This window comes from Burkholderia sp. Bp9142 (assembly GCF_003853415.1).
Taxonomy (GTDB): domain Bacteria; phylum Pseudomonadota; class Gammaproteobacteria; order Burkholderiales; family Burkholderiaceae; genus Burkholderia.
In genome coordinates, this window is record NZ_QTPP01000016.1 from 33907 (window position 1) to 59231 (window position 25325).

19 protein-coding genes and 1 pseudogene are annotated in these 25325 nt (G+C 64.3%); 11 read left to right on the plus strand and 9 right to left on the minus strand.

The window, feature by feature from the left end; all coding sequences use genetic code 11:
• Nucleotides 1–4 precede the first annotated feature (4 nt).
• The 7 genes and pseudogenes from tssF to DIE22_RS19100 all read left to right on the plus strand — a co-directional run.
• Nucleotides 5–1876 carry a type VI secretion system baseplate subunit TssF gene (tssF, locus tag DIE22_RS19070; protein WP_124605868.1) on the plus strand — a complete coding sequence of 624 codons (1872 nt, stop codon included), beginning with the start codon at nt 5–7 and terminating at the stop codon, nt 1874–1876.
• On the plus strand, nt 1873–2997 hold the full coding sequence (gene tssG, locus DIE22_RS19075) for a type VI secretion system baseplate subunit TssG (RefSeq protein ID WP_124498840.1): 1125 nt from the start codon (nt 1873–1875) through the stop codon (nt 2995–2997). The genes tssF and tssG overlap by 4 nt, the downstream gene beginning before the upstream one ends.
• 12 nt (nt 2998–3009) lie before the next feature.
• Nucleotides 3010–5679, plus strand: coding sequence for a type VI secretion system ATPase TssH (gene tssH, locus DIE22_RS19080; protein ID WP_124605869.1), 2670 nt, complete (start codon nt 3010–3012; stop codon nt 5677–5679).
• Nucleotides 5676–7880 carry a type VI secretion system tip protein TssI/VgrG gene (tssI, locus tag DIE22_RS19085; RefSeq protein ID WP_124605870.1) on the plus strand — a complete coding sequence of 735 codons (2205 nt, stop codon included), beginning with the start codon at nt 5676–5678 and terminating at the stop codon, nt 7878–7880. The genes tssH and tssI overlap by 4 nt, the downstream gene beginning before the upstream one ends.
• A gap of 15 nt (nt 7881–7895) precedes the next feature.
• Nucleotides 7896–9161 carry a hypothetical protein gene (locus tag DIE22_RS19090; protein ID WP_124605871.1) on the plus strand — a complete coding sequence of 422 codons (1266 nt, stop codon included), beginning with the start codon at nt 7896–7898 and terminating at the stop codon, nt 9159–9161.
• A 12-nt stretch (nt 9162–9173) separates the two neighbouring features.
• The gene (locus tag DIE22_RS19095) at nt 9174–13757 is read left to right on the plus strand and encodes an RHS repeat-associated core domain-containing protein (protein ID WP_124605872.1); all 4584 of its coding nucleotides are present in this window, start codon (nt 9174–9176) and stop codon (nt 13755–13757) included.
• A 157-nt stretch (nt 13758–13914) separates the two neighbouring features.
• Nucleotides 13915–14082: pseudogene (locus DIE22_RS19100) on the plus strand (helix-turn-helix domain-containing protein); the annotation flags it as partial.
• On the opposite strand, the gene DIE22_RS19105 reads toward DIE22_RS19100, so the two are convergent.
• The 6 genes from DIE22_RS19105 to DIE22_RS19130 all read right to left on the minus strand — a co-directional run bounded on the left by DIE22_RS19105 (nt 14061) and on the right by DIE22_RS19130 (nt 17126).
• The gene (locus DIE22_RS19105) at nt 14061–14252 is read right to left on the minus strand and encodes a MerR family transcriptional regulator (RefSeq protein ID WP_124605873.1); all 192 of its coding nucleotides are present in this window, start codon (nt 14250–14252) and stop codon (nt 14061–14063) included. The pseudogene DIE22_RS19100 and the gene DIE22_RS19105 sit on opposite strands and share 22 nt — an antisense overlap.
• 4 nt (nt 14253–14256) lie before the next feature.
• A complete protein-coding gene (locus tag DIE22_RS19110) occupies nt 14257–14520 on the minus strand; it encodes a thioredoxin family protein (protein ID WP_124605874.1) in 264 nt (87 codons plus the stop codon).
• A gap of 110 nt (nt 14521–14630) precedes the next feature.
• On the minus strand, nt 14631–15113 hold the full coding sequence (locus DIE22_RS19115) for a DoxX family protein (protein ID WP_124605875.1): 483 nt from the start codon (nt 15111–15113) through the stop codon (nt 14631–14633).
• Nucleotides 15110–15934: a DNA-binding domain-containing protein gene (locus DIE22_RS19120; RefSeq protein ID WP_124605876.1), complete on the minus strand. Its 825-nt coding sequence runs from the start codon at nt 15932–15934 to the stop codon at nt 15110–15112. The genes DIE22_RS19115 and DIE22_RS19120 overlap by 4 nt, the downstream gene beginning before the upstream one ends.
• On the minus strand, nt 15931–16794 hold the full coding sequence (locus DIE22_RS19125; protein ID WP_124605877.1) for a DUF692 domain-containing protein: 864 nt from the start codon (nt 16792–16794) through the stop codon (nt 15931–15933). Before DIE22_RS19125 ends, DIE22_RS19120 begins: the two co-directional genes overlap by 4 nt.
• Before the next feature lie 11 nt (nt 16795–16805).
• Nucleotides 16806–17126, minus strand: coding sequence for a DUF2282 domain-containing protein (locus DIE22_RS19130; protein ID WP_124495978.1), 321 nt, complete (start codon nt 17124–17126; stop codon nt 16806–16808).
• A 130-nt stretch (nt 17127–17256) separates the two neighbouring features.
• Here DIE22_RS19130 and DIE22_RS19135 point away from each other — a divergent pair, with 130 nt between their 5' ends.
• Together DIE22_RS19135 and DIE22_RS19140 are read left to right on the plus strand one after the other, a co-directional pair.
• Nucleotides 17257–17907, plus strand: a complete 651-nt coding sequence (locus DIE22_RS19135) for a sigma-70 family RNA polymerase sigma factor (protein ID WP_124495980.1) — start codon at nt 17257–17259, stop codon at nt 17905–17907.
• Nucleotides 17904–18563 (plus strand): NrsF family protein, encoded by a 660-nt coding sequence (locus DIE22_RS19140; RefSeq protein ID WP_124495982.1) that lies wholly within the window; start codon nt 17904–17906, stop codon nt 18561–18563. The genes DIE22_RS19135 and DIE22_RS19140 overlap by 4 nt, the downstream gene beginning before the upstream one ends.
• A gap of 431 nt (nt 18564–18994) precedes the next feature.
• On the opposite strand, the gene DIE22_RS19145 is transcribed toward DIE22_RS19140, so the two are convergent.
• A complete protein-coding gene (locus DIE22_RS19145) occupies nt 18995–19885 on the minus strand; it encodes an AidA/PixA family protein (RefSeq protein ID WP_124605878.1) in 891 nt (296 codons plus the stop codon).
• 65 nt (nt 19886–19950) lie between these two features.
• Entirely contained in the window at nt 19951–20454 is a 504-nt protein-coding gene (locus tag DIE22_RS19150; RefSeq protein WP_124605879.1) for an inclusion body family protein, read from the minus strand.
• Between the two features lie 643 nt (nt 20455–21097).
• Between DIE22_RS19150 and DIE22_RS19155 the strand changes: the two genes are divergently transcribed.
• Complete coding sequence (locus tag DIE22_RS19155; protein WP_409410197.1) at nt 21098–22600, plus strand: catalase; 1503 nt, start codon at nt 21098–21100, stop codon at nt 22598–22600.
• Nucleotides 22601–22689: 89 nt separating this feature from the next.
• The gene (locus DIE22_RS19160; RefSeq protein WP_124605881.1) at nt 22690–23331 is read left to right on the plus strand and encodes an ankyrin repeat domain-containing protein; all 642 of its coding nucleotides are present in this window, start codon (nt 22690–22692) and stop codon (nt 23329–23331) included.
• A gap of 72 nt (nt 23332–23403) precedes the next feature.
• Here DIE22_RS19160 and DIE22_RS19165 read toward each other — a convergent pair whose 3' ends face one another.
• Nucleotides 23404–25320 (minus strand): serine hydrolase, encoded by a 1917-nt coding sequence (locus DIE22_RS19165; RefSeq protein WP_124605882.1) that lies wholly within the window; start codon nt 25318–25320, stop codon nt 23404–23406.
• Nucleotides 25321–25325: the final 5 nt, after the last annotated feature.

Genomic DNA, 25325 nt, shown 5'->3' on the forward strand with positions numbered 1-25325 from the left:
CGCGATGGATACGCGCCTGCTCGACTACTACAACCGCGAACTCGCGTATCTGCGCGAGCTCGGCGGCGAATTCGCGCAGCAGTTCCCGAAGGTCGCCGCGCGGCTGCGGCTCGACGAATCGGGGCCGCCCGATCCGTACGTCGAACGGCTGCTCGAAGGCTTCAGCTTCCTCACCGCGCGCGTGCAGCTGAAGATGGACGCCGAGTTTCCGCGCTTCACGCAGGCGCTGCTCGATGCCGTGTATCCGGGCTATCTCGCACCGTTGCCGTCGATGGCGATCGTGCGGTTCGCGCCGATGCTGAACGAAGGCAGCCTCGCGCAGGGCTGGCGGCTGCCGGCCGGCACGGCGCTGCGCGCGCGGCCGGCCGCGTCCGAGCAGACCGCGTGCGAATTCCGCACCGCGCACGACCTGACGCTGTGGCCGCTCGAGCTGACCGATGCGGCCGTCACCGGCGCGCCGTCGTGGCTGCCGCGCGGCGCGGTGCCGGCGCGCCAGGACGTGCGCGGCACGCTGCGCATCCGGCTCAAGGCGCGCGGCGGCGCACGACTTTCGCAACTGCCGCTCGATCGGCTGGCTTTTCATCTCGCGGGCCCCGAGCGCGACGCGCTGCACCTGCTCGAACTGATCGCCGCGCATGCGCTCGGCGTCGTCTGCCACGACCCGGGGCAGCCGCCGCGCTGGCTGCACACGCTCGACGCCGACGCGATCGTCCACGAGGGTTTCGATCCGGCGCAGGCGATCCTGCCCGACGATGGGCGCAGCTTCCACGGCTACCGGCTGCTGCGCGAGTATTTCGCGTTTCCGGTGCGCTTCCTGTTCTTCAGCATCGGCGGGCTGCGCGCCGCGCTCACGCGCGCCACCGGCGACGAATGCGAGCTGACCGTGCTGTTCGACCGTCACGACGCGGCGCTCGAGGCGGCCGTCGACGCGCGCCATCTGGCGCTGAACTGCACGCCGGCCGTGAACCTGTTCGCGCGTCGCGGCGATCGCATTCGGGTGCAGCCGGGCGCGCGCGAGCATCATGTCGTCGTCGACCGCAGCCGGCCGCTCGATCACGAGGTCTATGCGGTGCAGCGGCTCGCGAGCGAGCAGCGCGACGACGGCCAGTCGCGCGAATTCCGGCCGTTTCATGCATCGTTCGCGAGCGACGACGGCAACTACGGCGCGTACTACACGGTGCGGCGCGAGCCCCGGCTGGTGTCCGCGCAGGCACGCGCGAACGGCACGCGCACCGGCTACGTCGGCAGCGAAGCCTATGTGTCGCTCGTCGACAGCCAGTGCGCGCCGTACGACGAAACGATGCGCTACCTGTCCGTCGACACGCTGTGCACGAACCGCGATCTCGCGCTGCTGCTGCCGCCGGGCGACGCGAACGCGTTCACGTTGCGCATCTCGGCCCCCGTCGAGCGCATCGTCGCGATTCGCGGCCCGTCGCGGCCGCGCCCGCCGATCGCCGATGCGCAGACGGCCTGGCGGCTCATCCGCCATCTCGGGCTGGCCCGGCAGACGATGACCGATCTCGACGACGAGGAGGGCGCGCATGCGCTGCGCGAGCTGCTCGGCCTGCACGCCGACCCGGCCGATGCCGCGATGCGCCGGCAGATCGACGGCGTGCGGCGCGTCGCGTTCTCGCCCGTGTTCCGGCGGCTGCCGGCGCCTGGGCCGCTGATGTTCGGACGCGGCGTGCAGGTCGACGTGACCGTGGACGACCATGCGTTCTCCGGCGACAGCCCGTTCCTGCTCGGCGCGGTGCTGGAGCAGTTCTTCGCGCGGCATGTGTCGATCAACGCGTTCGCCGAATGCGTGCTGACCAGCGCGCAGCGCGGCACGCTCGCGCACTGGCCGGCGCGCATCGGCAGGCGGCCCGCGATATGAAACACGGCACGCCGCCCGGCGCTCAACCGGCTACCGAGGCCGCACGCCGCGATGCGTGGTGGGCACGGCTGCGTGCCGCGCCGCATGGCTACGACCTGTTCCAGGCATTGCGCTGGCTCGATGCGCTGTCGCCCGGCCGAGCACCGTTCGGCCATGCCGCGCGGCCGCGCGACGAACCGGTGCGGCTCGGGCAGCAGCCGTCGCTCGCGTTCGCGGCGTCGATGCTGGCCGGCGCCTGCGACGATGACAATGGCACCGGGCGGCCGCGCATCGCGATTCACGGTTTCGGGTTGTTCGGACCGAACGGTCCGCTGCCGACCCACCTGACCGAATACGCACACGAGCGCGCGGCCCAGCATGGCGATCCGACCTTCACCGCGTTCGCGGACCTGTTCCATCACCGGCTGATCCTGCTGTTCTACCGGGCATGGGCCGACGCGCAGCCCACGGTGAGCCTCGATCGCCCCGGGCGCGCACGGTTCGACGCGTATGTCGCGAGCCTGGTCGGGCGCGCCGCGCATGGCGACAGGCCGGCCGCGCGGGCCGATGCCGAACGCACGGCCGCCGGCACGCTCGCGCCGCACGCGCTTTATTTCCATGCGGGCCATCTCGTACGGCACACGCGCAATCCGGAAGGGCTCGTGCAGATCCTGCGGCGTCATTTCGGCGTCGACGCGCGCATCGTCGAGCATGTGCCGCGCTGGGTCGCGATCGAACCCTCGCAGCGCTGCGTGATCCGCGCGACGCGGCCGACCTTGCGCGTCGGCGGCGTCGCACTCGGCATCGCGGTGCGCGACGCGCAGTCGCATTTCCGGATCGTGCTCGGGCCGCTGTCGCTCGACGCATACCGGCGCTTCCTGCCGGGCGGCCCGCACGCGCGGCCGCTCGCGCAATGGGTGCGCGAATACGTCGGCATCGAGTTCGAGTGGGACGTACAGCTCGAACTGGCGGCGGACGCGGTGCCGGCGATCGCGCTCGGCGCGCCGCAGGGTCTCGGCCGTACCGCATGGCTCGGGCAGCGGCTCGAAGCGGGGCCCGCACGCGATCTCGTCGTCCGTTACGACGCGCGCCGTGGCGGCCCGCCGCGCGCCGGCGCCGCCCTTCATCGAGAAACCGCCTAAACGGGAACCGTCATGTCCGATATCGGCCGCGTCAACCTGTTCGGAAAACTCAACCCGCTCCTCTACGAGACGCTCGAGCAGGCGACCGGATTCTGCCGGCTGCGCGGCAATCCGTACGTGGAACTCGCGCACTGGTTCAAGCCGCTCCTGCAGCGGCCCGACGGCGACCTGCAGCACGTGCTGCGCAGGTTCGAGATCGACGAGGCCGCCATCGACCGCGGGCTGGTTAACGCGCTCGACCGGCTGCCGCGCGGCGCGGGATCGGTGTCGGACCTGTCCGTGCACATCGACGACGCGGTCGAGCGCGCCTGGGTCTATGCCACGTTGAAATACGACGCGACGCGGATTCGCGGCGCGGTCCTGCTGCTCGCGATCCTGAAGACGCCGCAGTTGCGCAACGTGCTGTACGCGATCGCACGCGAGTTCGAGCGTATCGTGCCCGACGTGCTCGCCGACGAACTCGAATCGATCGTCGACGGCTCGCCGGAGGCGCCACCCGCCGCGCATGCCGACGCGGGCTCGGGCGCCGGCGGCGGCGCCGCGATGCGTGGCGTGGCGCCCGCGGAAGGGGCGGGCCTGGCGCGCTTCGCCGTCGACCTGACCGCCCGCGCGCGCGCCGGCGAGATCGACCCCGTCGTCGGGCGCGACGCGGAGATCCGCCAGATCGTCGACATCCTGCTGCGGCGCCGGCAGAACAACCCGCTGCTGGTCGGCGAGGCCGGTGTCGGCAAGACGGCCGTCGCGGAAGGCTTCGCGCTGCGGATCGCTGCCGGCGATGTGCCGCCGTCGCTGCGCGACGTTTCGCTCTATCTGCTCGACGTTGGACTGCTGCAAGCCGGCGCGAGCGTGAAGGGCGAATTCGAGAGCCGGCTGCGCGGCGTGATCGACGAAGCGATGTCGTCCGAGCGGCCGGCGATCCTGTTCATCGACGAAGTCCATACACTCGTCGGCGCGGGCGGGGCGGCCGGCACCGGCGACGCCGCGAACCTGCTGAAACCCGCGCTCGCGCGCGGCCTGCTGCGCACGATCGGCGCGACCACCTGGTCCGAGTACAAGCAGTACATCGAGAAGGATCCCGCGCTGACGCGGCGCTTCCAGCTCGTGCACGTGCTCGAACCCGAAGAGGCGGCCGCCGTGACGATGCTGCGCGGCCTTGCCGCGAAGCTCGAAGCCCACCATCGCGTGCTCGTGCTCGACGACGCGCTGCACGCCGCCGTGACGTTGTCGCACCGGTATATCCCCGCGCGGCAGTTGCCGGACAAGGCGATCAGCCTGCTCGACACGGCGTGCGCGCGCGTCGCCGTCAGCCAGCACGCGGTGCCCGCGCCGATCGAGGACGCGCGGCGGCGCATCGACGGCCTGCGCGTCGAGCGCGAACGGATCGGGCGCGAATGCGCGCTCGGCAGCGGCGACACCGCGCGGCGCGACGCGATCGATACCGAGCTTGCCGTCGTGCAGATGGAACTCGACCGGCTCGACACGCGCTGGCAGGCCGAGCGCGATGCGTTGACGGCGATCGTCGAGTCGCGCGCGGCGCTGCTCGACGACGATCCGTCGCACGAACTTTCCACCGCGGCACGCGCCGATGTTCAATCGCGCCTGACCGCCGCGCAGCAGGCGCTGTCCGATCTGCAGGGCGACGCGCCGCTCGTGCTGCCCGCGGTCGACACGCATGCCGTTGCCGCCGTCGTCGCCGACTGGACCGGCATCCCGCTCGGCCGGATGGTGCGCGACGAGACGCAGGCCGTGCTGAAGCTCGCCGAGACGCTCGGCGAACGCGTCGTCGGCCAGCCGCATGCGGTCGAACTGATCGCCGAGCGAATCCAGACCGCGCGCGCGAAGCTCGACGATCCGACCAAGCCGCACGGCGTGTTCTTGCTGTGCGGGCCGTCCGGCGTCGGCAAGACCGAGACCGCGCTCGCGCTGGCCGACACGTTGTACGGCGGCGAGCGCAACGCGATCACGATCAACATGAGCGAGTTCCAGGAGGCGCATACGGTCTCGACGCTGAAGGGCGCGCCGCCCGGCTACGTCGGCTACGGGCAGGGTGGGGTGCTCGCCGAGGCCGTGCGCCGCCGGCCGTACAGCGTCGTACTGCTCGACGAGATCGAGAAGGCGCATCGCGACGTGCACGAGATTTTCTTCCAGGTGTTCGACAAGGGCTGGATGGAGGATGGCGAGGGGCGCGACATCGACTTCCGGCATACCGTGATCCTGCTGACTTCGAACGTCGGCGCCGATCGCGTGATGCAGCTGTGCCGCGACCCCGACCATCTGCCCGACATGCAGACGCTCGCCGATGCGCTGCGTGCGCCGCTGCGCGACGTGTTCCCGGCCGCGCTGCTCGGCCGGCTGACCGTCGTGCCTTACTACCCGCTGACCGATGCGACGCTCGCGCGCATCGTCGCGCTGCAGTTGCGGCGCTTCGAGAAGCGGATCGACCTGCATCACGGCATCCGGCTGCACTGCACCGATGCGGCGACCGCGCTGATCGTCGAGCGTTGCCGGACCGTCGAATCCGGCGGCCGGATGGTCGACGCGATCCTCACGCATACCGTGATGCCGCGCATCGGCCGCGCGATCCTCGAGGCCACGCTCGAAGGCCGCGCGCTGGCGTCGATCGAGGTGAGTGCGGCCGGCGGCGAATTCGCGTACCGGTTCGACGAGGAGGGAACGACGTGAATCGCGTATTTACCCTCGACAGCCCGCACGGCGACGACCTGAAATTCCACACGCTCGACGGCAGCGACGAACTCGGCCGCCTGTTCGAATTCCGGATCGAGGCACTGGCGAACAGCCACAGCCTGTCGCTGAAGGACCTGCTCGGCAAGCCCGTGACCGTGCGGATCGAGCAGCAGGACCTGTCGACGCGCTACCTGAACGGGATCGTCGCGCGCGCGACGCTGGCCGGCCGGCGCGCCGAACGGCACTACGGCTACGAACTCATCGTGCGTCCGTGGCTGTGGCTCGCGACGCGCCGCTCCGACTGCCGGATCTTCCAGAACCGCACCGTGCCCGACATCGTGCAGGAGGTGCTGGCGCCGTATGGCTTTCCGATCGAGAACAAGCTGACCGAATCCTATGCGCCGCGCGAGTACTGCGTGCAGTACAACGAGACCGATACGGCGTTCGTGTCGCGGTTGATGGAATTCGAGGGCATCTATTTCCATTTCCGGCACGCGGCCGACAATCACACGCTCGTGCTGTGCGATGCGATGTCGTCACACGTCGCGTTGCCAGGCTACGAGACGATCCCGTACATCGCGCAGGATCGCACGGCAATCGCCGACGAGGAGCACATCGACGCGTGGCTGCCCGCGCAGGAGGTGAGCGTCGGCAAGCATCAGACCACCGACTACGACTACACGAAGCCGCGGGCCGATCTGTCGACGCAGAAGGTCGATCCGCGCGGCCACGATCACGACAGCTTCGCGTCGTTCGAATGGCCGGGCGGCTATCGCGACGATGCGCCGGGTGCGCATTACAGCCGCGTGCGGCTCGAGGAACAGCAGGCCGAGCATGAGCGGGCGAGTGCCGAGACGGACGTGCGGGGTGCCGCGCCCGGGTATCTGTTCACGCTCGAACACTGCCCGCGTGCAGACCAGAACCGCGAATACCTGATCGTGCGGTGCCAGTACCGCTTTCAGGAGAACGCTTATGCGAGCGATCAGGGCGCGGAGGCCGTCGTGCATCAGACGATGATGATCGTGCAGCCGTCGAGCCTGCCTTACCGGTCGCCACGCGATACGCCGATGCCGCGGACCAACGGGCCGCAGACGGCTACCGTCGTCGGGCCGCCGGGGGAGGAGATCTGGACCGACCAGTATGGGCGCGTGAAGCTGCAGTTCCGGTGGGACCGGTATGGGCAGAGCAATCAGGATTCGTCGTGCTGGGTGCGGGTGTCGAGTCCTTGGGCTGGCGGTGGGTTCGGCGGGGTGCAGATTCCGCGGGTGGGCGATGAGGTGGTGGTCGATTTCCTGAACGGCGATCCGGATGAGCCGATCGTGACCGGGCGGGTTTACAACGGCGAGAAGATGCCGCCGTGGGGGCTGCCAGGAAGTGCGACGCAGAGCGGGTTGTTGTCCCGGTCGTCGCCGGGCGGGACGACCGACCATGCGAATGCGTTCCGGTTCGAGGACAAGAAGGGCGCCGAGCAGCTGTGGATGCATGCCGAGCGGAATTTCGACGCGGAGACGGAGCTCGACCATTCGCTTTCCGTCGGGAACAACCATACGCATACGGTCGGGAACGACGAGACGATGCAGGTGAAGAACAATCGGCAACGGAGTGTGGGGCAGAACGAGACGGTGAATATCGGGAAGAATCGGGTCGCGCAGATCGGGGTGGATGAGACGCATGAAGTTGGCGGGAACCGGACACGAACGGTCGGTAAGAAGGAGACCGTGACGATCGCGTCGGATCGTGAGGCGACGATCGGCGGCAGCCACACGGAGTCGGTCACGCATGCCAAGACCGAAACGATCGGCGAAGGCAAGACGCTGAACGTCGGACAGATGTATCAGACGACGTCGAAGGACATGAAGACGCTGGTGGCCTCGGCGCACACCGAAGAGATCGGCACGCGAACGTCGACGATCACGAATGCCCATACTCACACGGTCGGCGGAGAACACACCGTCAACGTCGGCGCGAACCATACGACGAACGTGCAGCATCAGGTGACCGTCAATGCCGGCGACCAGCTTTCGCTCGTCTGCGGGATGTCCAGCATCGTGATGAAGAGCGACGGCACGATTGCGATCCAGGGCGTCAACGTCGCATCGACCGGCTCCGAGAGTCACAGCGTGCGCGGGACGAAGGTGACGTCATCGGCCACGGGCGAGCACACCGTCGAAGGCACGATCCTGAAACTCAATCCGTGACGGAGGGCCGCACGAATGCAGCACTGGCAGCCGACCAATCCGGTGGAGCGCAGGTTCATGGATGCGCACGCGGACTGGATGAGTTTCGCGAGGGACAAGGCCGCGCGGTTGATGGTCTGGCACACGGATGAAACGGATTCACCGCTCGTGCGGTTGTATTTTCAGGCTCAGGAAGACACGTCGTGCGCGGTTCGAACGATGCGCACGGCATTCGTGGCCGAAACGCACTACGCACAGGCGCTGGCCGACGAGCTGATCGCCTTCTACGACAGCCGCCGAGCCGCGTCCGACGCCGCGGGGATCCGTGCCGACTGGCAGCCGCCGCTTTTCGACGGCGTCGATTCGGTGCGTTACCTGCTCACCGTGGCCGCCAGCCTGATCGAACATCATCCGGATGTGTTCCCTGCGCTGGTATTCGTGCTTGCGCCGCCCCGGACGGATGACGAATCCGCGTGGGTGCGGTGGATGGATGGCCTGCTGTCGACCCTCGCCGCGACGCCGCAACTCGGTGAACGCGTGCGCTTCGTCGTGCCGCGTACTGATATCGAACCGGTTGCGCCGCTGGTTCAGCTTCATCCGAAGCTCGTCAGCATCGTGCACGGCCGGTATTCGATGGCGAGCGTGCCGCGCGAACTGCTCGCGGAATCGGGCGAGCGCGGATCGAGCGGCGAATTCAGGCGGTTGTTCGTCACGATGAGCGAGACGGTCAAAGACGGCAATCCGGCTCGCCTGGAGGAACTCCGCGCGGCGGCGCTGAAGGTGGCCGAGCGCGAAAAGTGGTTCGACCAGTGCGTCGTCGTACATCTGATTGCCGGTGCCGCGTATCTGAAATGGCGCGATCGCGAGCTTGCCGTCAATGCGTATCGGCAAGCAGCCGAAAACGGCACGCATGCGGTGAACGCCGGACATCCGGCCGGCCACAAGCTCGTCGCCAACGGGTTGTTCGGAGAAGCGAGCGTGCATTTGATGTACAAGAATCATGCGCGTGCGGCTTACTGTTACGAACGGGCGGTCGCGTCGACGACGGCTGCGCAGGATGCGCTCATGACCGTCGAAGCGTGGCGCATGAGCGCCGTATGCTGGGAGCGGGCAGGGGAGCGCGAGCACGCGCTGGAAGCGGGCTTCCACGCACTTGATGCTGGCTTGACGCTGGACGACACGACACGCGGCAACAGCAACCTTCAGTTCGTCGTCGAGTGGATGGTGTCGCAGGTCGGGGCGTTCGACCGGCGTCGCTCCGAACTCCGCGAGAAAGTCGCCGCACTGCGCGGCGGCCGGTGAACGGAGACGCGTATGGGATTGCCCGCGGTCAAGCATCTCGATCCGGTCGTCGGTGTCGACCTGCATTCGGTGTTGGTGGCGCCGAGCCCGACGCCCGTGTTTCTGCCGCACCCCCATATCGGGTTCATGCTGGACCTGCGCGAATATGTGAACGCCGCCTTGGGCGTCATCGGCGCGATCGCCTTCACGATCGTCCAGGAGAAGGCGGTCGAGTATCTCGAAGACCATCCGGATGACGCGAAGAAACTCGACGACACGGTCAATGACGTCTCCGGTGAGCTTCAAAAATTGGCGAAGGATCCGACTGTTGCGCAAGCGCTGAAGGGTGCAAAGACTGCGGGCGATATCGCAAACGCGGTGGGTGCGGGCGTCGGGATGGGCAGTATCGCAAGTCGGCCGATCTTCGTGAACGGAATGCTGCGTGCTACTGCCGGCACGCACGCATTCCATGCGCCTGCGCTGCATTTCCCGCTCGGCGAATCGTTCGCGCCCCCCGATCCGGACCCATCGAACGACGCGGAAGCGTACATGGGCAGCAAGACCGTGCTCGCGAACAACGACCCGATGGCGTTTCTGGCGCTGCCGGCGATGAGTTGCTGGGCGGTCGGGCTGGAGCCGCCGACGCACAACGGCGCGCATACGAAGCGCGAGCATTTGTCGTTGCCGACGTCATTCATGCTGCCGATTCCGACCGGACGACCCGTGCTGGTGGGCGGGCCGCCGATCGTCAACATGGCGGCGCTTGCGAAGGGCTTGTTCAAGGCGTTCCGCGGGTCGGAGTGGGCGAAGACGCTGGCGGACAAGCTGCATTTGAAGCCGGGTTTCTTGCGGTGCAAGGTGCTGGGCGCCGATCCGGTTGATATGACCACTGGAGAAGTCGTCACGCGCCAGCTCGATTTCTCTGTGTCAGGACGTCTGATACTCAAGTGGGAGCGATGCTATGCGAGTAATGATCGATATGTTGGCACGACGGGATTCGGTTGGCAGACTCCGGCCGACATTCGACTGGAACTGATTCGGCACGACGGTGCGATCGGCGTTGTAGCGTACTTTCCCGGCCAAGTCACTGCCTTCGACATGGCACCAGACGACGAGGGCTGGTCCGCACGTGTATATGATTGGCAGCATGGCCACGCGCTTTACCGACGAAGCGACCGGTTGGTACTGCGCACGCGCGAAGGCATTACATTCGAATTCCCGCTTCCGGCTCGCTGGCAACTTGCGACCGCCAGATTGGACGCCGATACTCGCATCCCGCTGCTTCTCGCTCGCATCGCTGATTGTCACGATAACGCATGGGAATTCGAGCGTGAACGTGATGGCGCTCTACTGCGTATCGTGGAATGCGAAGGTCACAACGCTACGGGACGCACGATCGAATGCGATGTATCCAGAGACGGAGCCGACCGGCTGCTGACGACGTTGACACTGGTTGACGCGGATCGGCGCACATATCGGCTTGTGACATACGAGCACGACTACCGGAAGAATCTGATCGCGGTAGTCGATGCGATGGCATTCCCACATCTGTTTTCGTATGACGCCAATCATCGGATGGTGCGTCACGCGAGCCCACGGGGCACCGCTTTCCATTACGACTATCGTCAGGATGATGATGAAGTATGGCGTGTCGAGCACGCCTGGGGAGACGGTGGGCTGCTCGATTATCGATTTGTCTATGATACGCAGCACATGGAAACGCGTGCGACCAATTCACTGGGTTACACGACCATCTTGCAACTCAATGAACGTAGCATGCCTGTGGCCGAAATCGACGGCCTTGGCGGCACGACCAGCTATCGATACGACGCCCAAGGGCGAACGAGTTCCGAAACTGACCCGCTGGGACGCATACTCTCGTGGGAATACGACAGGTTCGCCAACTTGCTTGTCCAGAAACATCAGGACGGCGGCGTGGTACGAACCGAGTATGACGTCGAACACCGGCCGATATGCGTAACCGCTCAAGGTGGGCGTCAATGGCGTTACCAATGGAGCGAGCGTGGAAACCTGCTCGCGCAAACATCGCCGGGTCAGGCGACTTCGCGATACGAGTACGACCTTCATGGTCAACTCCTGTCGCACACGAGCCCTCGTGGCGCGGTCAAGCAATTCAGCTTCGATCGCGACGGTAACATTTCATCAATAACGGACGAACGCGGTAATCAAACACGGTATTTTCACGATGGCCGTGGGAATTTGGTACATATCGTCAGTCCGTCGGGACAGGTAAGCGACTACGAATACGACCGTAGCGGTAACCTGTGTCGTGCAGCCGAGTCGTCCGGTCGTGAAATTCGTTGCAGCTACGACGCGAGCGGCAATCTGATTCGGCTGAGCGACTCCGGCGGCAACGTAACCGAGTTCGAATATTCCGCATTGGGGCGACCCGCCAGGCAGTTCATGCCGGACGGCAGCATGATCGAATATCAATACGACCTCGAAGGTCAATTGATTGCGGTCGTCAACGAACTCGGTCAAGTGTATCGCCTGCAACGCGACGCGTTGGGCCGAATCGTACAAGAAATCGACTTCTGGGAGCAGGCACGTCACTACGAATACGATGCGGCTGACCGCTTGATTCGCAATACGGATGCACTGGGACGCTCCATCCACTATGAGGTCGATGTGATCGGGCGCGTAACGCAAAAGCGGGTTCCCGGTGCAGGAAATGCTGGCGAATGTCGCGTCGAAACATTCCGGTATGACGCTCACGGCTGCCTGGTGGCCACCGAATGTGCCGATAGCCGTATCGATTTTCGTTACGACGAGGCCGGACGACTGGTCAGGGAATCGCATGACGACGGCTTCGAAATCGTCCATCGCTATGACTGGGAGGGCAACCGCATCGAACGTCGGACGCGCATGGAGGTAGGTGGTGAAACAGTTTCGCGCTGTGTGCGTTATATCTATGATTTGTCCGGCAATGTCGCATCGATTCAGGTTGACGGCGCGACACCCATCGTATTCGAAAGAAACGAGCGCGGACAGATCGTCGACGAACGCCTGGGTGACGCTGCACGACGAGAGTCGACATATACATCGGATGGAGCGCTCGCGAAGCAAGTCATTTCCACTCATACCGGCGCGTTCTTTGTTGCCGAATACTTCCATGATGCAAAGGGCGAACTGATCGAGAAGCGTGACAGGCGCGCCGGCATCGACCGATTTCAATACGATCCAGCAGGAAAAATCACGGCATACCTGGATCCGGCAGGGAGGATCCATCGGTTTTCCCATGATCTGGCAGGCAACCTGCTCGGAACTCAAGTTCGCGAAAGCACTGAGATGGGGGACGCCTTGCAGAGCAATGCCTGGTCTCGATACGGAAATTACGACGGCTGCCACTATGCGTTCGACAGGGCGGGGCATCTCATCACCAAACGGAGTGCAGAACAAACGCTCATGCTGCGCTGGGATGGAGATGGATTATTAACGGAGACGATCACCACACGCCACCCGACGATCGCCGGGCATGAGGCGATGACCTTCCGCGTCAATTACGAGTATGACGTGTTTCACCGACGTATCCGAAAGTCTACGTCTTTTTCGGGCCGGGGCCATGTGACCTCTCGGCACTGCCGCTTCTTCTGGGACGGGGATACGCTCATTGGCGAATCGGTGTCTGTGGATGATGATGCCAGTTCGATTCGAGAATGGATCTGCTATCCCGGAACGTCCTGGCCACTTGCATCGACGCATTTATCCACCGCACAAAACCGGGCGGATTCGGCGCAGGTCGAGCCACAGCAATCCGTTACATCAGGTCCAGTCTGGCATTACTTCGACACGGCACCCAACGGTATGCCGATTCGCGCTATCGATTCGTCCGGGCAGATTGCATGGGAGGGCGATCATGCCAGCGGATGCGGTATCAACGCTGTCGCTTCGCCTGACGATGCGATTCAGCCGCTTCGACTGCAGGGGCAATACTTCGACTCGGAAACGGGGCTGCACTATAATCGGAACCGCTACTACGATTGTCCCACTCGACAATTCATCAGTCCGGATCCCATCGGGCTTCTGGGGGGACACAATCTTTACGCGTATGCTCCGAATATCATTCGCTGGTCCGATCCCTCCGGCCTGGCTAACAATTTCGAACTGGTTCAGATACCGGGGTTTCTCTCGCATCCGCTGGGAGAAATGGGAACGCAGTGGATGCGCGATGGATGGAACTCTGGAGATCCTCGTATCCGCGAGAGCATTCTTGAGGGCTACCAGAATTTTGGCGGAATATTACGGCCCGACGGCTCCTACGAATTTACGTTCAATGTTCCTGGAGGAGACCACACGGAAAACGCGCTGAACCTGAGTAGCGGCGGAACGCTTCTGTCCGAGCGTCGGCCTTGTTTCCAAAAGGCCAGAGGCGCCCTGGAACCGTGCGATACGCTGGTACGTCGCAGTCCGGTTGAACAGGTCATACATTTGTATCGAGCCAACTACACTCAGAAGAGCTTGGATCAGGCGAAAAACAGATTAACAGTTGCACGTAACCGATTGATAGTGATGTTTCCCGACAAGCAAATTCCCACTCGCTTTTCAAGCACTTTCCTGCGCAAGCTCAAACACTGGACATGTCCCGAAGGCGATTGAGACAGAGTACGAAGCGCTCAAACAACTTGACATAACGTGAATTATCGAAGTTAAGTTTGTAGTAGCTTTTTAGAAATGTCGTGTTCTAGCCATTTAGAAATGTCGCGTTTGGACCTCGGTAAGCTTGCCGGCTCCCCGTCAGATCATGGAGCCGGCGATGCACCGAACAGCACTGGTGACATTGAACATGCGAGAACTCGACCGTCTGAAGGTAATCCAGGCTGTAGTGGATTTGGGCCTGAGGCCTGGCCGCGCAGCCGAACGGCTCGGGCTGACGACGCGGCAGATCCGGCGATTGGTCGGTCAATTGCGTGAGCACGGGCCGCGACTGGGACGATCACCATGACGATGCGTGAAGTGGATCGGCTGAAGGTCATTGAAGCGGTAGCCCGCGCCTGTTTTCGCCGCCGGCGCGAGCAGCCCCTCGCGCTCGTGATAGCTCAGCGCATCGCGGCTCGTGCCCGACTCGACGGCCAGCTTGCCAATGGTCAGCATGGCGCTACGGCTGTCCGAGCCCTGCCGCCCGTAGACTCTGCTCTTCCACACCCCGGCCGGCACAGCAACTTGCGAGTTGTCCGTCGATCACCACGGCCGGCACTGAGCGGATGCCGAGCTGACGGGCGCGGTCCGCGACCTGCGCATCGTGCATATCGAGCACCAGTACCTCACATGACGGGCAGGCAAGCCGTCGTACCATCGCCACCGTGTCGTTGCAGACGGCGCAGCCTGCGCTGAACACTTCGACCCTACGTTTGGCGGTCATTTCTCACCTCCGTGAACCGACCACGATGTCGGGAAGATGGTCCGATGAATTTCCCCCTAATCTACTTCACGATTGACTCTGGAGCACACGCCAGGGTCAAGGCCTGCAGCTCACTTTTCTGCCGGAGTCCGCTGGAGCCAGCGCGTGCGCACCACGTGATCGATCGATAGCAATCCCGCGCCGCGGCACAGCAGCACGAGTAGCATCGCCGTCCATTGAATGTGGGTGGGCCAGGCCAGCGGATAGACGAAAATTTCGATCACCGCGGTCATGCCGATCAGCACCAGCGCGGCGGGTCGGGTAGCGAAGCCCAATACAAGGAGCAACGGCATACTGAGCTCGATCGACACGGCCATGTAGGCGGCGACGTCGGGCGGCAACAACGGTAACCGGTACTCGTCCGTAAAGAGCTGCAGGGCGGCGTCCCAGTTCGCGAGCTTGGTCATCGCCGAGTTCCAGAAGATGGTGGCCACCGCGATCCGCAGCGGAATGGCGAGCAGCCAGTAAGGGACGCGCTCGAGCATCTGCACGGCGCGCAGTAGCGCGTCGCCGGCGCTCGCCCAGGTATGGGCGGTTTGGGACAGGCGAGTCATGTCGGTGATCCTCCGTCGAACAGGCAGCCGTTCGCCGACTGCGACGCTTCAGCAAAACATCCGCGCGCGAGACAGGTAGCGATCAGCGCGTGTCCGTCCGCTTCCGGAGCGGCCGCCAGTGCAGCACTCATCGCTTCGCCCGCGAAGAGCGCTGTGGTGATCCGCCATTCGGCAACACTCAAACGGAGCGTCTCCACACCTTCGGCCGTGCACTGCACGAGCAGGTGCACGGGCCCGTCTTCGAGCCGGATCGCGCGCAGGGCCGTATCGTCGTGCCCAAGCACGGCGCGCCAGATCGCATCGGCGGGAAAGTCGCAGCAGAGCAGCCGTGCAGCTGGATGGGGCCGCAACCGCAACTCGCCCAGCACGACGTCGTCGAGCCCCGCGAGGCGGGCAAGCTCGAGTATTGGATCGTCCGGCGCGTGAAGCGCGAGATTGACTTGCCATTCGAGGCGTGCAACGTCGCCCAGATACGGCAGCGAAGCGGCCTGCGGCATTCGCGCGAGAAACCCGGGAAACCGTGCGCCGTATTCGTCCAGCCACGCGCTATCCGGCGGCGCCGCACCGCAGAACAGGCGCGCGGCGCCGTCGAAGAATTCGGGGCCGACCAGACGCTGCACGGCCGGAAAGCTCAGGCGCAGCGCATTGGTCAGCACGCTCAGCGCCGTATTCCGGTAGATGTTCAGGCGCGCCTGTGGCGCCAGCCCATCGCCGAGCACCACGGCGGCGATGTCGTCATTCGCGTCGTGATCGGCATCGCGCAGCAGGTTGCGGCTGAAGATATGTTGCAGTTCAGCGAGCGAAGGCGTGTGCGGTTTCATTTCGAAAGCGCCTCCCGTAGCGAATCCGCGATGGCCGCTTCCTGGATCAGAACCTCGATCGGTGGCACGTCGGTATCCCATTCGATCAGCGTCGGCACCGGGCCAAAACGCCGCAGCGCCGCTTCGTAGAGTGTCCAGACAGCGGATGCGACGCGCGATCCATGATCGTCGATGCGCAGCGTCCGGCCGTTCTCGAGCCGCCTCGTGCTATGGCCGGCGAGATGGATTTCGCCGATCGCCGCCGGCGGCAGCGCAGCGAGATAGGTCTGCGGATCCCAGCCATGATTACAAGCGCTGACGTAGATGTTGTTCACGTCGCAAAGCAGACCGCATCCTGTGCGCCTCGCGATTTCCGAAAGAAATTCCCACTCCGGAATGGTCGAGTGGACGTAGCGCAAATAGGTGGACGGGTTCTCCACCAGAATCGGCCGCCCGAGCGCGGCCTGAACCTGGTCCACATGCCGGCACACGACCTCCAATGCCTCTTCGGTCATCGGCAAGGGCAGCAGGTCCGCCAGATAGCTGCCACCCACCGCGCTCCACGACACATGCTCGGAAACCAGATCGGGCTCAAAGCGCCGCACTGCTGCACGCACCCGTGCGAGATGCCGGGCGTCCAGCCCGTCCGCGCTGCCGAGGGACAAGCCCACGCCATGTAGTGACAGCGGGTAATCGCGACGAATCGCGTCCAGGCATCGCGACGCCGTCCCGCCGCCCATGTAGTTCTCCGTGTGCACCTCGAACCATCCGACGGCTGGCCGCTCGTCAAGGACGGGCTGATGGTGCCGGAAGCGCAGCCCGACGCCCGCCCGGGCCGGAACCGGGCGCGGCGTCGGCTGATGCGGCACGGATACGCTCATGATGCGGGTCGTCAACCGGCCTTGAGCTTGCCGCCGGCAATCTTGCTGCAGTCGCCGGCCGGCAGCAGCACGAATGACTTCGCATCACGGGCCTGCGTGGCTTGGCCCGCGCACGAATGCGCACCCTCGGCGCAGTCGTTCTTGGCGACCGCGTTCACGCCGTAGCATTTTTCCAGGTGGTTTTGTGCCATCCTGGCCATGTTGTCCTTCACGACCTGAGGCATATTGCTCATATCCTTCATACCCTGCGCCTGTCCCGGAGTGGCTTGCATGGCAAGCGCGAGTCCGATCGCGGCGGACAGGGAGGAAATGGCCGAAGCGGATTTACTCATGGTGTCTTCTCCTGATGTGGGGATCGCGCGATGCGCGACCTTGTCAGAAAATTCGCTCTGCCGCGACTAAAGGTTACGCAGCGTGCCGGATAATTTGCTGCGCCGGACCTTGTAGCGGGATACCTTGGGAATGACTGACGAAGAACGCCCTCGTGCAAAGCGTATCCGCCTGGTCCAGCCGGCGGCCGGGCCGGAAGTCGGCGGCGAACGGGCAGCGATCCGGGAGGATGGATCGCCCGACTGGTCGATGCTGATGGCGTGCGCACAGATCGGAGACCGCGAAGCCTACCGCCGGCTGCTCGAGAGCATCGCCCCATACCTGAGGCGGCTCGCGGCGCGCCACGGCGTTCACCCCGACACCATTGAGGACGTGGTGCAGGACATTCTGGTCACCCTCCATCAGGTGCGTCACACCTACGCGCCCGAGCGGCCGTTCGGGCCGTGGCTGGTGTCGATCGCGAGTCGCCGCATCGTCGATGCGCTGCGTCGCCAAGGCCGCGCCGCATCGCGCGAGATGCCGCTCGACCCCGACCACGAAACCTTGGCGGGTGACGGAGCGAATCTTATGGAAGAGGCGGCGGATGCGCAGGTGCTGCGCGACGCACTCGCCCGGTTGCCGCTGGGCCAGCGCGAGGCGATCCGGATGCTCAAACTCGAGGAGATGTCGTTGAAGGAAGCGGCCGTCGCGAGCGGCATGACGGTTGCCGCCTTGAAGGTCGCGGTCCATCGCGGGATCAAGACATTGCGCAAATTGCTGGTGAGAAAAGGGACAGGCGAATGAAACGGTCGACCTCCGAGCTGATCGAATCGCTGGTGGCGGACAGCACGCCGGTCCGCCCGCTGCGCCGGCCGCTGTGGCGAGCGACTGGCTGGCTGGCGTTCGCGGCGCTGCTGCTCGTGGCCATCGCCGTCGCGCACGGCTTGCGACCGGATCTGTCGTTGAAGTTGCACGAGCACGTGTTCGTCACCGGCATCGTGGCGGCTGCGGCAACAGGGATTCTGGCCGCCGTCGGCGCGTTCGTTGCGAGCGTGCCGGGACGCTCGCTGCGATGGGTGTTGCTGCCGTCGCCGGCCTTGCTCGTCTGGCTCTCGACGATCGGCTACGGTTGCCTGACCAATTGGGTCGAAATCGGCCCTGACGGCCTGTCGCCAGGTGAAACGGCCCGCTGCTTCGCGACGCTCGCGCTCACCGGCGTGCCGCTTTCGTTGACGCTGCTGATCATGCTGCGCCATGTCGCACGCCTCGCGCCGGTGCCGGTGGCCATGGCAGGAAGCCTGGCCGTCTCTGCGATGACGGCGGTGGCGCTGTCGCTCTATCATCCGCTCGACGCCACGATGATGCTTCTTGCGTGGAACGTCGGACTGACAATCGCCCTGTTGATCGCGAGCGCATCGTACGGTGCGCAGTTGTTCCGTTGGGTCGGAGTGGGCGCGTGATTGACAGATGATTGTTCACACCGCGCTGAGCTACTCGGTACTACGCGAAGAGACCGGAACTGTGATTCGCCCCGTTACTATCTTCACGCCCTGAGCCACACCGGGTTTGGTGGAGGCTCCAACTCTTGAGAATGGAGCCATGAACAAGAAGCCAAAAATGCCGCTGACGTACCTGCATTGACTTAAACCAACCAGCCTCCACGATTCCCGGCGCGGTTCGCATGCCTCGGCGAACTGATCCGACCGGCGGCCGCGACCATCGATAATTCAAGGAGCGCACGCCAGCCTGCCCGCTCCTGAACGCACGCGCCCTGCAACTTCAAATGCTGCCCGTCAACGCAACCTGGCCGGACAGCCGACGGGACATGCGACATCTGCATTGGGCTGGCTCGAGCACCGGATCCCGATCCTTCCAGCGCACACACGAGGCATCAGCTGATCGGCCATTGCAAGATGACGATGCCATCGTTGAAGTCGGCATCGACACCGTCCTCGGCGCCGAGCCAGCCCAGCCAGGCCCGATCACCTGCCGACAACGGCGCCAATCGCGCATCCACTGCGGATTTTTTGCCATTGGCCGACGCCTCGATCCGGATTTTTCCGCCGCTCGAGTTCAAGATGAACAGCCTGACGCCATCGTCGCTGTTCCCCAGGAACGATGCAGCCGGTTCGGTCGCGTCGTCGATGAACAGTTTGAGGTCTTGCTTGAACGCGGCATTCGCGTAGAAGATCGCCTTGAAGCCGGTATTGGGCGGCAGGTTGAAATTGCCGTCGCGGTCCGACGACGGCTTGAAGTCCGGCTGCTTCGAATCCGGCTTGCCCCTGTCGATCTCGATCGACGTCTCCCAGCGGAAATAACCCGAAACGGCACCGTCGCGGTCAAGTACGGCGAAATCTGCCGTACATGAAGTGGCGCCCTCAGCCAGCACGTCGCTGCGCCAATAGTGGTCTTGCCTCGGGCCGCATTCCGGTTGGAGCGGATCATCGGCATTCGGCACCGGCATCGTGGCGTCGCGCAGCTCCGCGACGATCGGCGCGACGATGCCCGCGTCCTTCAACGTGAACCGGATGAACAGAACGCTCACCTCGGCGCGCAGCGCCAGCGCCGTTTCGCGCAGGTTGAGCTGGTCGCCCGGCTGCAGGCCGGCAAAGAGCCGGCTGTCGTTGTGGCCGAGCTGTCCGGTGTCGCCGGGGCTCACGACGTAGATGTGCCGGCCGTCGATCACAGTCGGCTCATCGGCGTTCCGGCTCGCATCGGGGTAAGCCGACAGCAACGTGACGGCGTCGACGATCGCGAGTACATCGCAACGAAGTCCAGACATGGGCGCTTCCTCCGGAACAAGAAAATGACACGGGCGACCGCCGTGCGGCCGCCCGCCTGCCGCGATCAGTTGTGGATCGAGATGAACGGATCCCACTGATAGCAACCCAGCGACTGGCAATTGCGGTCGATGATCTGGAAGTAGAAGTGGTAGGTGACGCGCCCTTCCGACAGCGTTTCCGACGACCAGTAGTAGTTGTCGACCTTCTGGCAGGTCGGCGTCGACGGCGAACTCGGGTTCGGAATCGGGATCGATGCGGTGGCCTTGCGCGGCGTCGGCGTCGAAATCAGGTCCTTGCCCTGATTGGCGATGAAGCCATAGAAGATCACCTGCTTCTCGAAGCCCAGCGACAGACTCGTTTCGCGCCAGCGGATCAGGTCGCCGACCTGCGCTTTCAGATCGAGTTCGCCGCCCGCCTGCCCGGAAACCACATTGTCCTGGTTCGTGACCATGTACACGTGCTTCCAGTCGATCAGCGTCGGATTTCTTGGATCCCGGCTGGGGTTCGGATATTTCTGGAGAATTGTTTCGGTATCGATCGAGACGAGCACATCGGTAACGCGTGACATAGACGCTCCAATTGAAATAAATGGGCCTGCCATTGCGCGGACTTTTCCAAACGACCTTCGATCACCGAGCGGTTGACGATTCGCATGGAAACTTGAGCCCTCAAGTTGTCCCGCGATTTGAATCTACACAGAATGGTTAATCGAATAAACCTGTAAACCCTGACAGCCAATCGCTTGACTTCATTAATTTTAAATCCATAAAACAATACCTCAAATTGAATCAATATTTATCTCAATTTTCAGAAAAATAAATCCATTCGTTTGAATGAAAAATCGCTGCCGAGCCGAACCGGAGTGCCGTCTGGAATGGCGACATTATTTCAACTTTCGCTCCATCAGGCGTAATTGAAACGAAATCCGCACCCAAACACCCAGAGTCTGACCGTGCAAACGCCGGGTGCGGACGTTCAAGACCGGTGCCGGCAACAGATCAAGAATCCCGATCCCCATGACCGCCTGGCAAGGCGTCAGAGAATAGTTCAGTCAACCGAAATATTCGCGCAGATATACGTCGACCTATCACGGAATTAGTGAGATTCAATTGGCCTGCCCCATGCCGGCAAGATTAAATTTCGTCGGCATTCCCCCTCAGCCAAGGAACCTCATCGATATGTCCTACCCCGCGAATCGTTTTTTGCAGAGCATGATTGCCGCGGCCTGCGTCGCACTGGCCTCTTCCTCGCATGCCGCCGAGCTGACGCGCGACAACGGCTCGCCCGTCGGCGACAACCAGAATTCCCAGACGGCCGGACCGAACGGGCCGACGCTCCTGCAGGACTCGCATCTCATCGAAAAACTCCAGCGCTTCGATCGCGAACGCATCCCCGAGCGTGTCGTGCACGCCCGCGGCACGGGCGCGTTCGGTGAATTCGTGCCGAGCGCCGACATCAGCGACCTGACGACGGCCAAGGTCTTCACGCCCGGCACGAAGACGCCCGTGTTCGTACGCTTCTCGACCGTGATGGGTTATCGCGGCTCGCCCGAGCAGGCGCGCGACCCGCGCGGTTTCGCAGTGAAGTTCTACACGGAACAAGGCAACTGGGATCTGGTCGGGATCAACCTGCCGATCTTCTTCATCCGCGACGCAATCAAGTTCCCTGACTTCGTTCATGCGAACAAGCCGAGCGCCGTCACGGGCGTACAAGACCCGAACCTCGCGTTCGACTTCTTCGCGCATGCGCCGGAGGCGACCAGCATGCTGACGCGGCTGTATACGACCGAAGGCATGCCCGATTCGTACCGGCACATGGACGGCTACGGCGTGCACGCGTTCAAGTTCGTCAACGCCGACGGCAACTTCACGTACGTGAAGTTCCACTGGAAGAGCCAGCAAGGGATGCACGGGCTGCGCCCGAAGGACATCGCGGGTTCGATCGGCGCCGACTGGAACCTGATGACGAACGATCTGTATGGCGCGCTGAAGGCCGGCAACGCGCCGAAGTGGGATCTCTACATTCAGGTGTTGAAGCCGTCCGAACTCGACGCGTTCGATTTCAACCCGCTCGACGATACGAAGGTATGGGCCGGCGTTCCCGAACGCAAGGTCGGCACGCTCACGCTGAACCGCGTACCGGACAACTACTTCGAGTCGACCGAGGAATCCGCGTTTGCCCCGTCGCGGATGGTGCCGGGCATCGAGCCGTCGGAAGACCGGATGCTGCAGGGCCGGATGTTCTCGTACGCGGATACGCAGATGTATCGCCTCGGCGCGAACTTCAACCAGTTGCCGATCAACCGTCCCCGCGTGGCCGTCACGAACAACAACCAGGACGGCGCGATGAACTTCGGCGACCGCAAGGGTGAAGTGAACTACGAGCCGTCGACACTGAACGAACTCGCGCAGAACCCGCGCTACAAGTCGGTGGCGACGCCGCTGTCCGGCACGACGCAGCAGGCCGCCATCCACAAGACGCTGAACTTCCGGCAAGCGGGCGAGTATTACCGCATGCTGCCCGCGCAGGAACGGCAGGACCTGGTGACCGCGCTGTCGGGCGACCTGAACCACGTGACGAACGACGCGAACAAGTACGCGATGCTGTCGTACTTCTACAGGGCCGATTCGGATTACGGCACGCGCCTGGCGCGCGCGACGCACGCCGACCTGTCCCGCGTGAAATCGCTCGCCGACAAGCTCGTCGAGAACTGATCGGGCAATCTCGCGAAGGCTGCAAGCGCGGCCTTCGCGCCCTGACCTACCTGATTGCGCCGCGCGGCCACGCGCGGCGCGCATCGCTGATGAAGAACCGACTCCGAACCGCCCTCTCCCGCACGCTCGCGATCGCGGGTGCCGCCGTGCTCGCGGCCTGCGCGCAGACCGCGCCGCCCGCGGCCGTTCCTCGCCCCGACGCGCACACCGACCTGCGCCGCTACGACGATGCGTGGTTTGCCGCCGCACGCGTCGGCCGCATCGACATCCTGCAGTCGCTCGCCGACGCGCGTTATCCGGTCGACGCGACGACGCGCGAAGGCTATACCGCCGTCATCCTCGCAGCCTACCGCGACCAGCCTGCCACGCTCGACTATCTGCTGCGCAACGGCGCAGACCCGTGCATCGGCGACCGTCACGGCAACACGGCACTGATGGGGGCGCTATTCAAGGGCGAGACTGCGATCGCGAAGCGGCTGGCCGATACGCACTGCCCGATCGACCAGACCAATCACGCCGGCGAAACGGCACTGTCGTTCGCCGCGCTGTTCGGCCGCCTCGACATGCTGCCGGTGCTCGTCGCACATGGTGCGAACCCGGATCACGTCGACGCGCTCGGCCGCACCGCGCTGCAGAACGCCATCCTGCAAGGCAACGACGCGGCGGTGGCGGCGCTCGAAAAGGTTGGCGCGACACCGAATGCCGATGTGACGTTGCGATCGAGGCCGTAAGCGCTTGATCTTGACGTTGCCTGCAAGGTTAGCCGGCTCGATCGTCGCTCATCGCGCCCGTCCCCCTGGTTCTCACGCTCGCTGGCACAGCCATCCGGAAGCTGCCATCGTCTCGACGTCGTTCACGTTCGTCATGCTGATTTCGAACAGATCGCGGCCGGGCATGACCGGGATCCTGACGGTCATCCCGCAGCGGTCGTCGGCCAGCGGCTTCAACAGCTGGTAGCTGGTGTGGACGCCACCGTCGGTGCTGTAGGCGAACACGACATAGCCCGGCAGCGCGTCGAGGCTGCCGAGCGAGACGCGCAGCTTGCCGCCAGAGAACACCGACTGCGCCGATTCGTTGATCACGTTCCACGACGTGTTCACGCGCGCCTGCCATGCGGCGTCGAGCGCCGGCAACGCCTGCAGTTGCTGCGCGTACGGCGTGACGCGGAACACATAGCCGGAGCCGTCGACGACACGCTTGGTCAGATACCGGTTGCTCACCGCGTTGCCCGCGTCGTCGGTGCCGGGCAGGATATCGAACCGGTACGACACGGTATCGCCGTCACTCCACCACCAGCCGTCGCTGCGGTACACGTACGGCGCGGTACTCGGGCCGACGTCCGTCCACGTCGTGCCGTTCCATTTCGTCAACGCCAGGGTGCCGTCCGCGTTCACGGCCACCTTCATCGGCACCGATTCGTTGCCGTAGATGCCGCTGACCGCGGACACGTCCGGCGACGAAGCCGCCGCCGGCGCGCCGACATTCACCCTTGCGGGGGCGCCGGCGATGCTGCCGTCCTCCCGCAATGCCTGCAGCAGGATCGCGGGCGCGATGCTGCCCGCGTCATAGCCCGTGTTGCCGGTGATCATCAGCGCCATTTGCGCGGCCGGCAGCACGTAGAAATGACTCGAAAAGAACTGCGTGCCGCCGCTCTTGTACGCCCCCGCCGCGCCGGCAGCGCGCAGGACCGGATCGTCGACGTCGTCCCAGCCGAGACCATACGCATACGAATAACCGAGTTGGGTCGACTTGATCAGCCACCGGTTGGTCTGGTCCGTCAGCATGTCGGCGATCCCCGCCGCCGACGCGATCCGCTGCCCCTGGAACAGGCCGTTGCCGATGAACAGTTGCGCGAGGTTCATCATGTCGAGCGGCGTCGTCGACAGGCCGCCCGTGGCGTACGGATTCGCGAATTCCTGTCCGTACTGCGTGCCGTTCGCGTACGCCAGCGCGAATTGGCCGCGCGTCGGCACGCTGGTCAGAAAGCCGGAGTTCGTCATGTTCAGCGGCGCGAGGATGTTGCGCTGAACGAAATCGGTGAAGCTCAGTCCCGTGACTGCTGCGACCACCTGTTCGAATAGCGTGAAGCCGTCGTTGCAGTACACCGCGAACTGGCCCGGCGGATGATTCAGATGCTCGTTGGCGAGCACCTTCTGCGCGGCCGCCGCATAGCCCGGAATCGGCGCATACCCGAACATGTCGTCGACGTTCTGGCCGGGCAACCCCGACGCGTGCGACAGCAAATGACGCGACGTGATCTGCGCGTACTGCGGCGACAACATCGAAAACGACGGCACGTACCAGACGATCGGCGCGTCGAGGTCGATCAGCCCGCGATCCTGCAGGATCACGCCGGCCAGCGCCGCGATCACCTTGGTGACCGAGCCGATGTTGTAGCGCGTCGTCGGTGTGGCAGCCACCGCCGGGTTGACCGCGGCATTCCCGAACGCCTGCGCCCACACCACCTGATTGCCCTTGAGCAACGCCACCGAGATGCCGGCAAGGTTCTGCGGCTGTGCGTCGAGCGCGGCCTGGATCGTTTGCCGCCCCGCCGCGATGGTCGCGCCATAGGTCGGCTGCTGGATCGTATCCGCGCCGCCGCATCCGGGGAGCACCGCGGACAACAACCCCGCGCCCGCGTATTCGAGGAATTGCCGGCGGCCGGCGCTGGAGGGCGCCGCGTCGTGGCGCCGTTCGTGTGGGTCGCGTGTATGGGCCATATCGC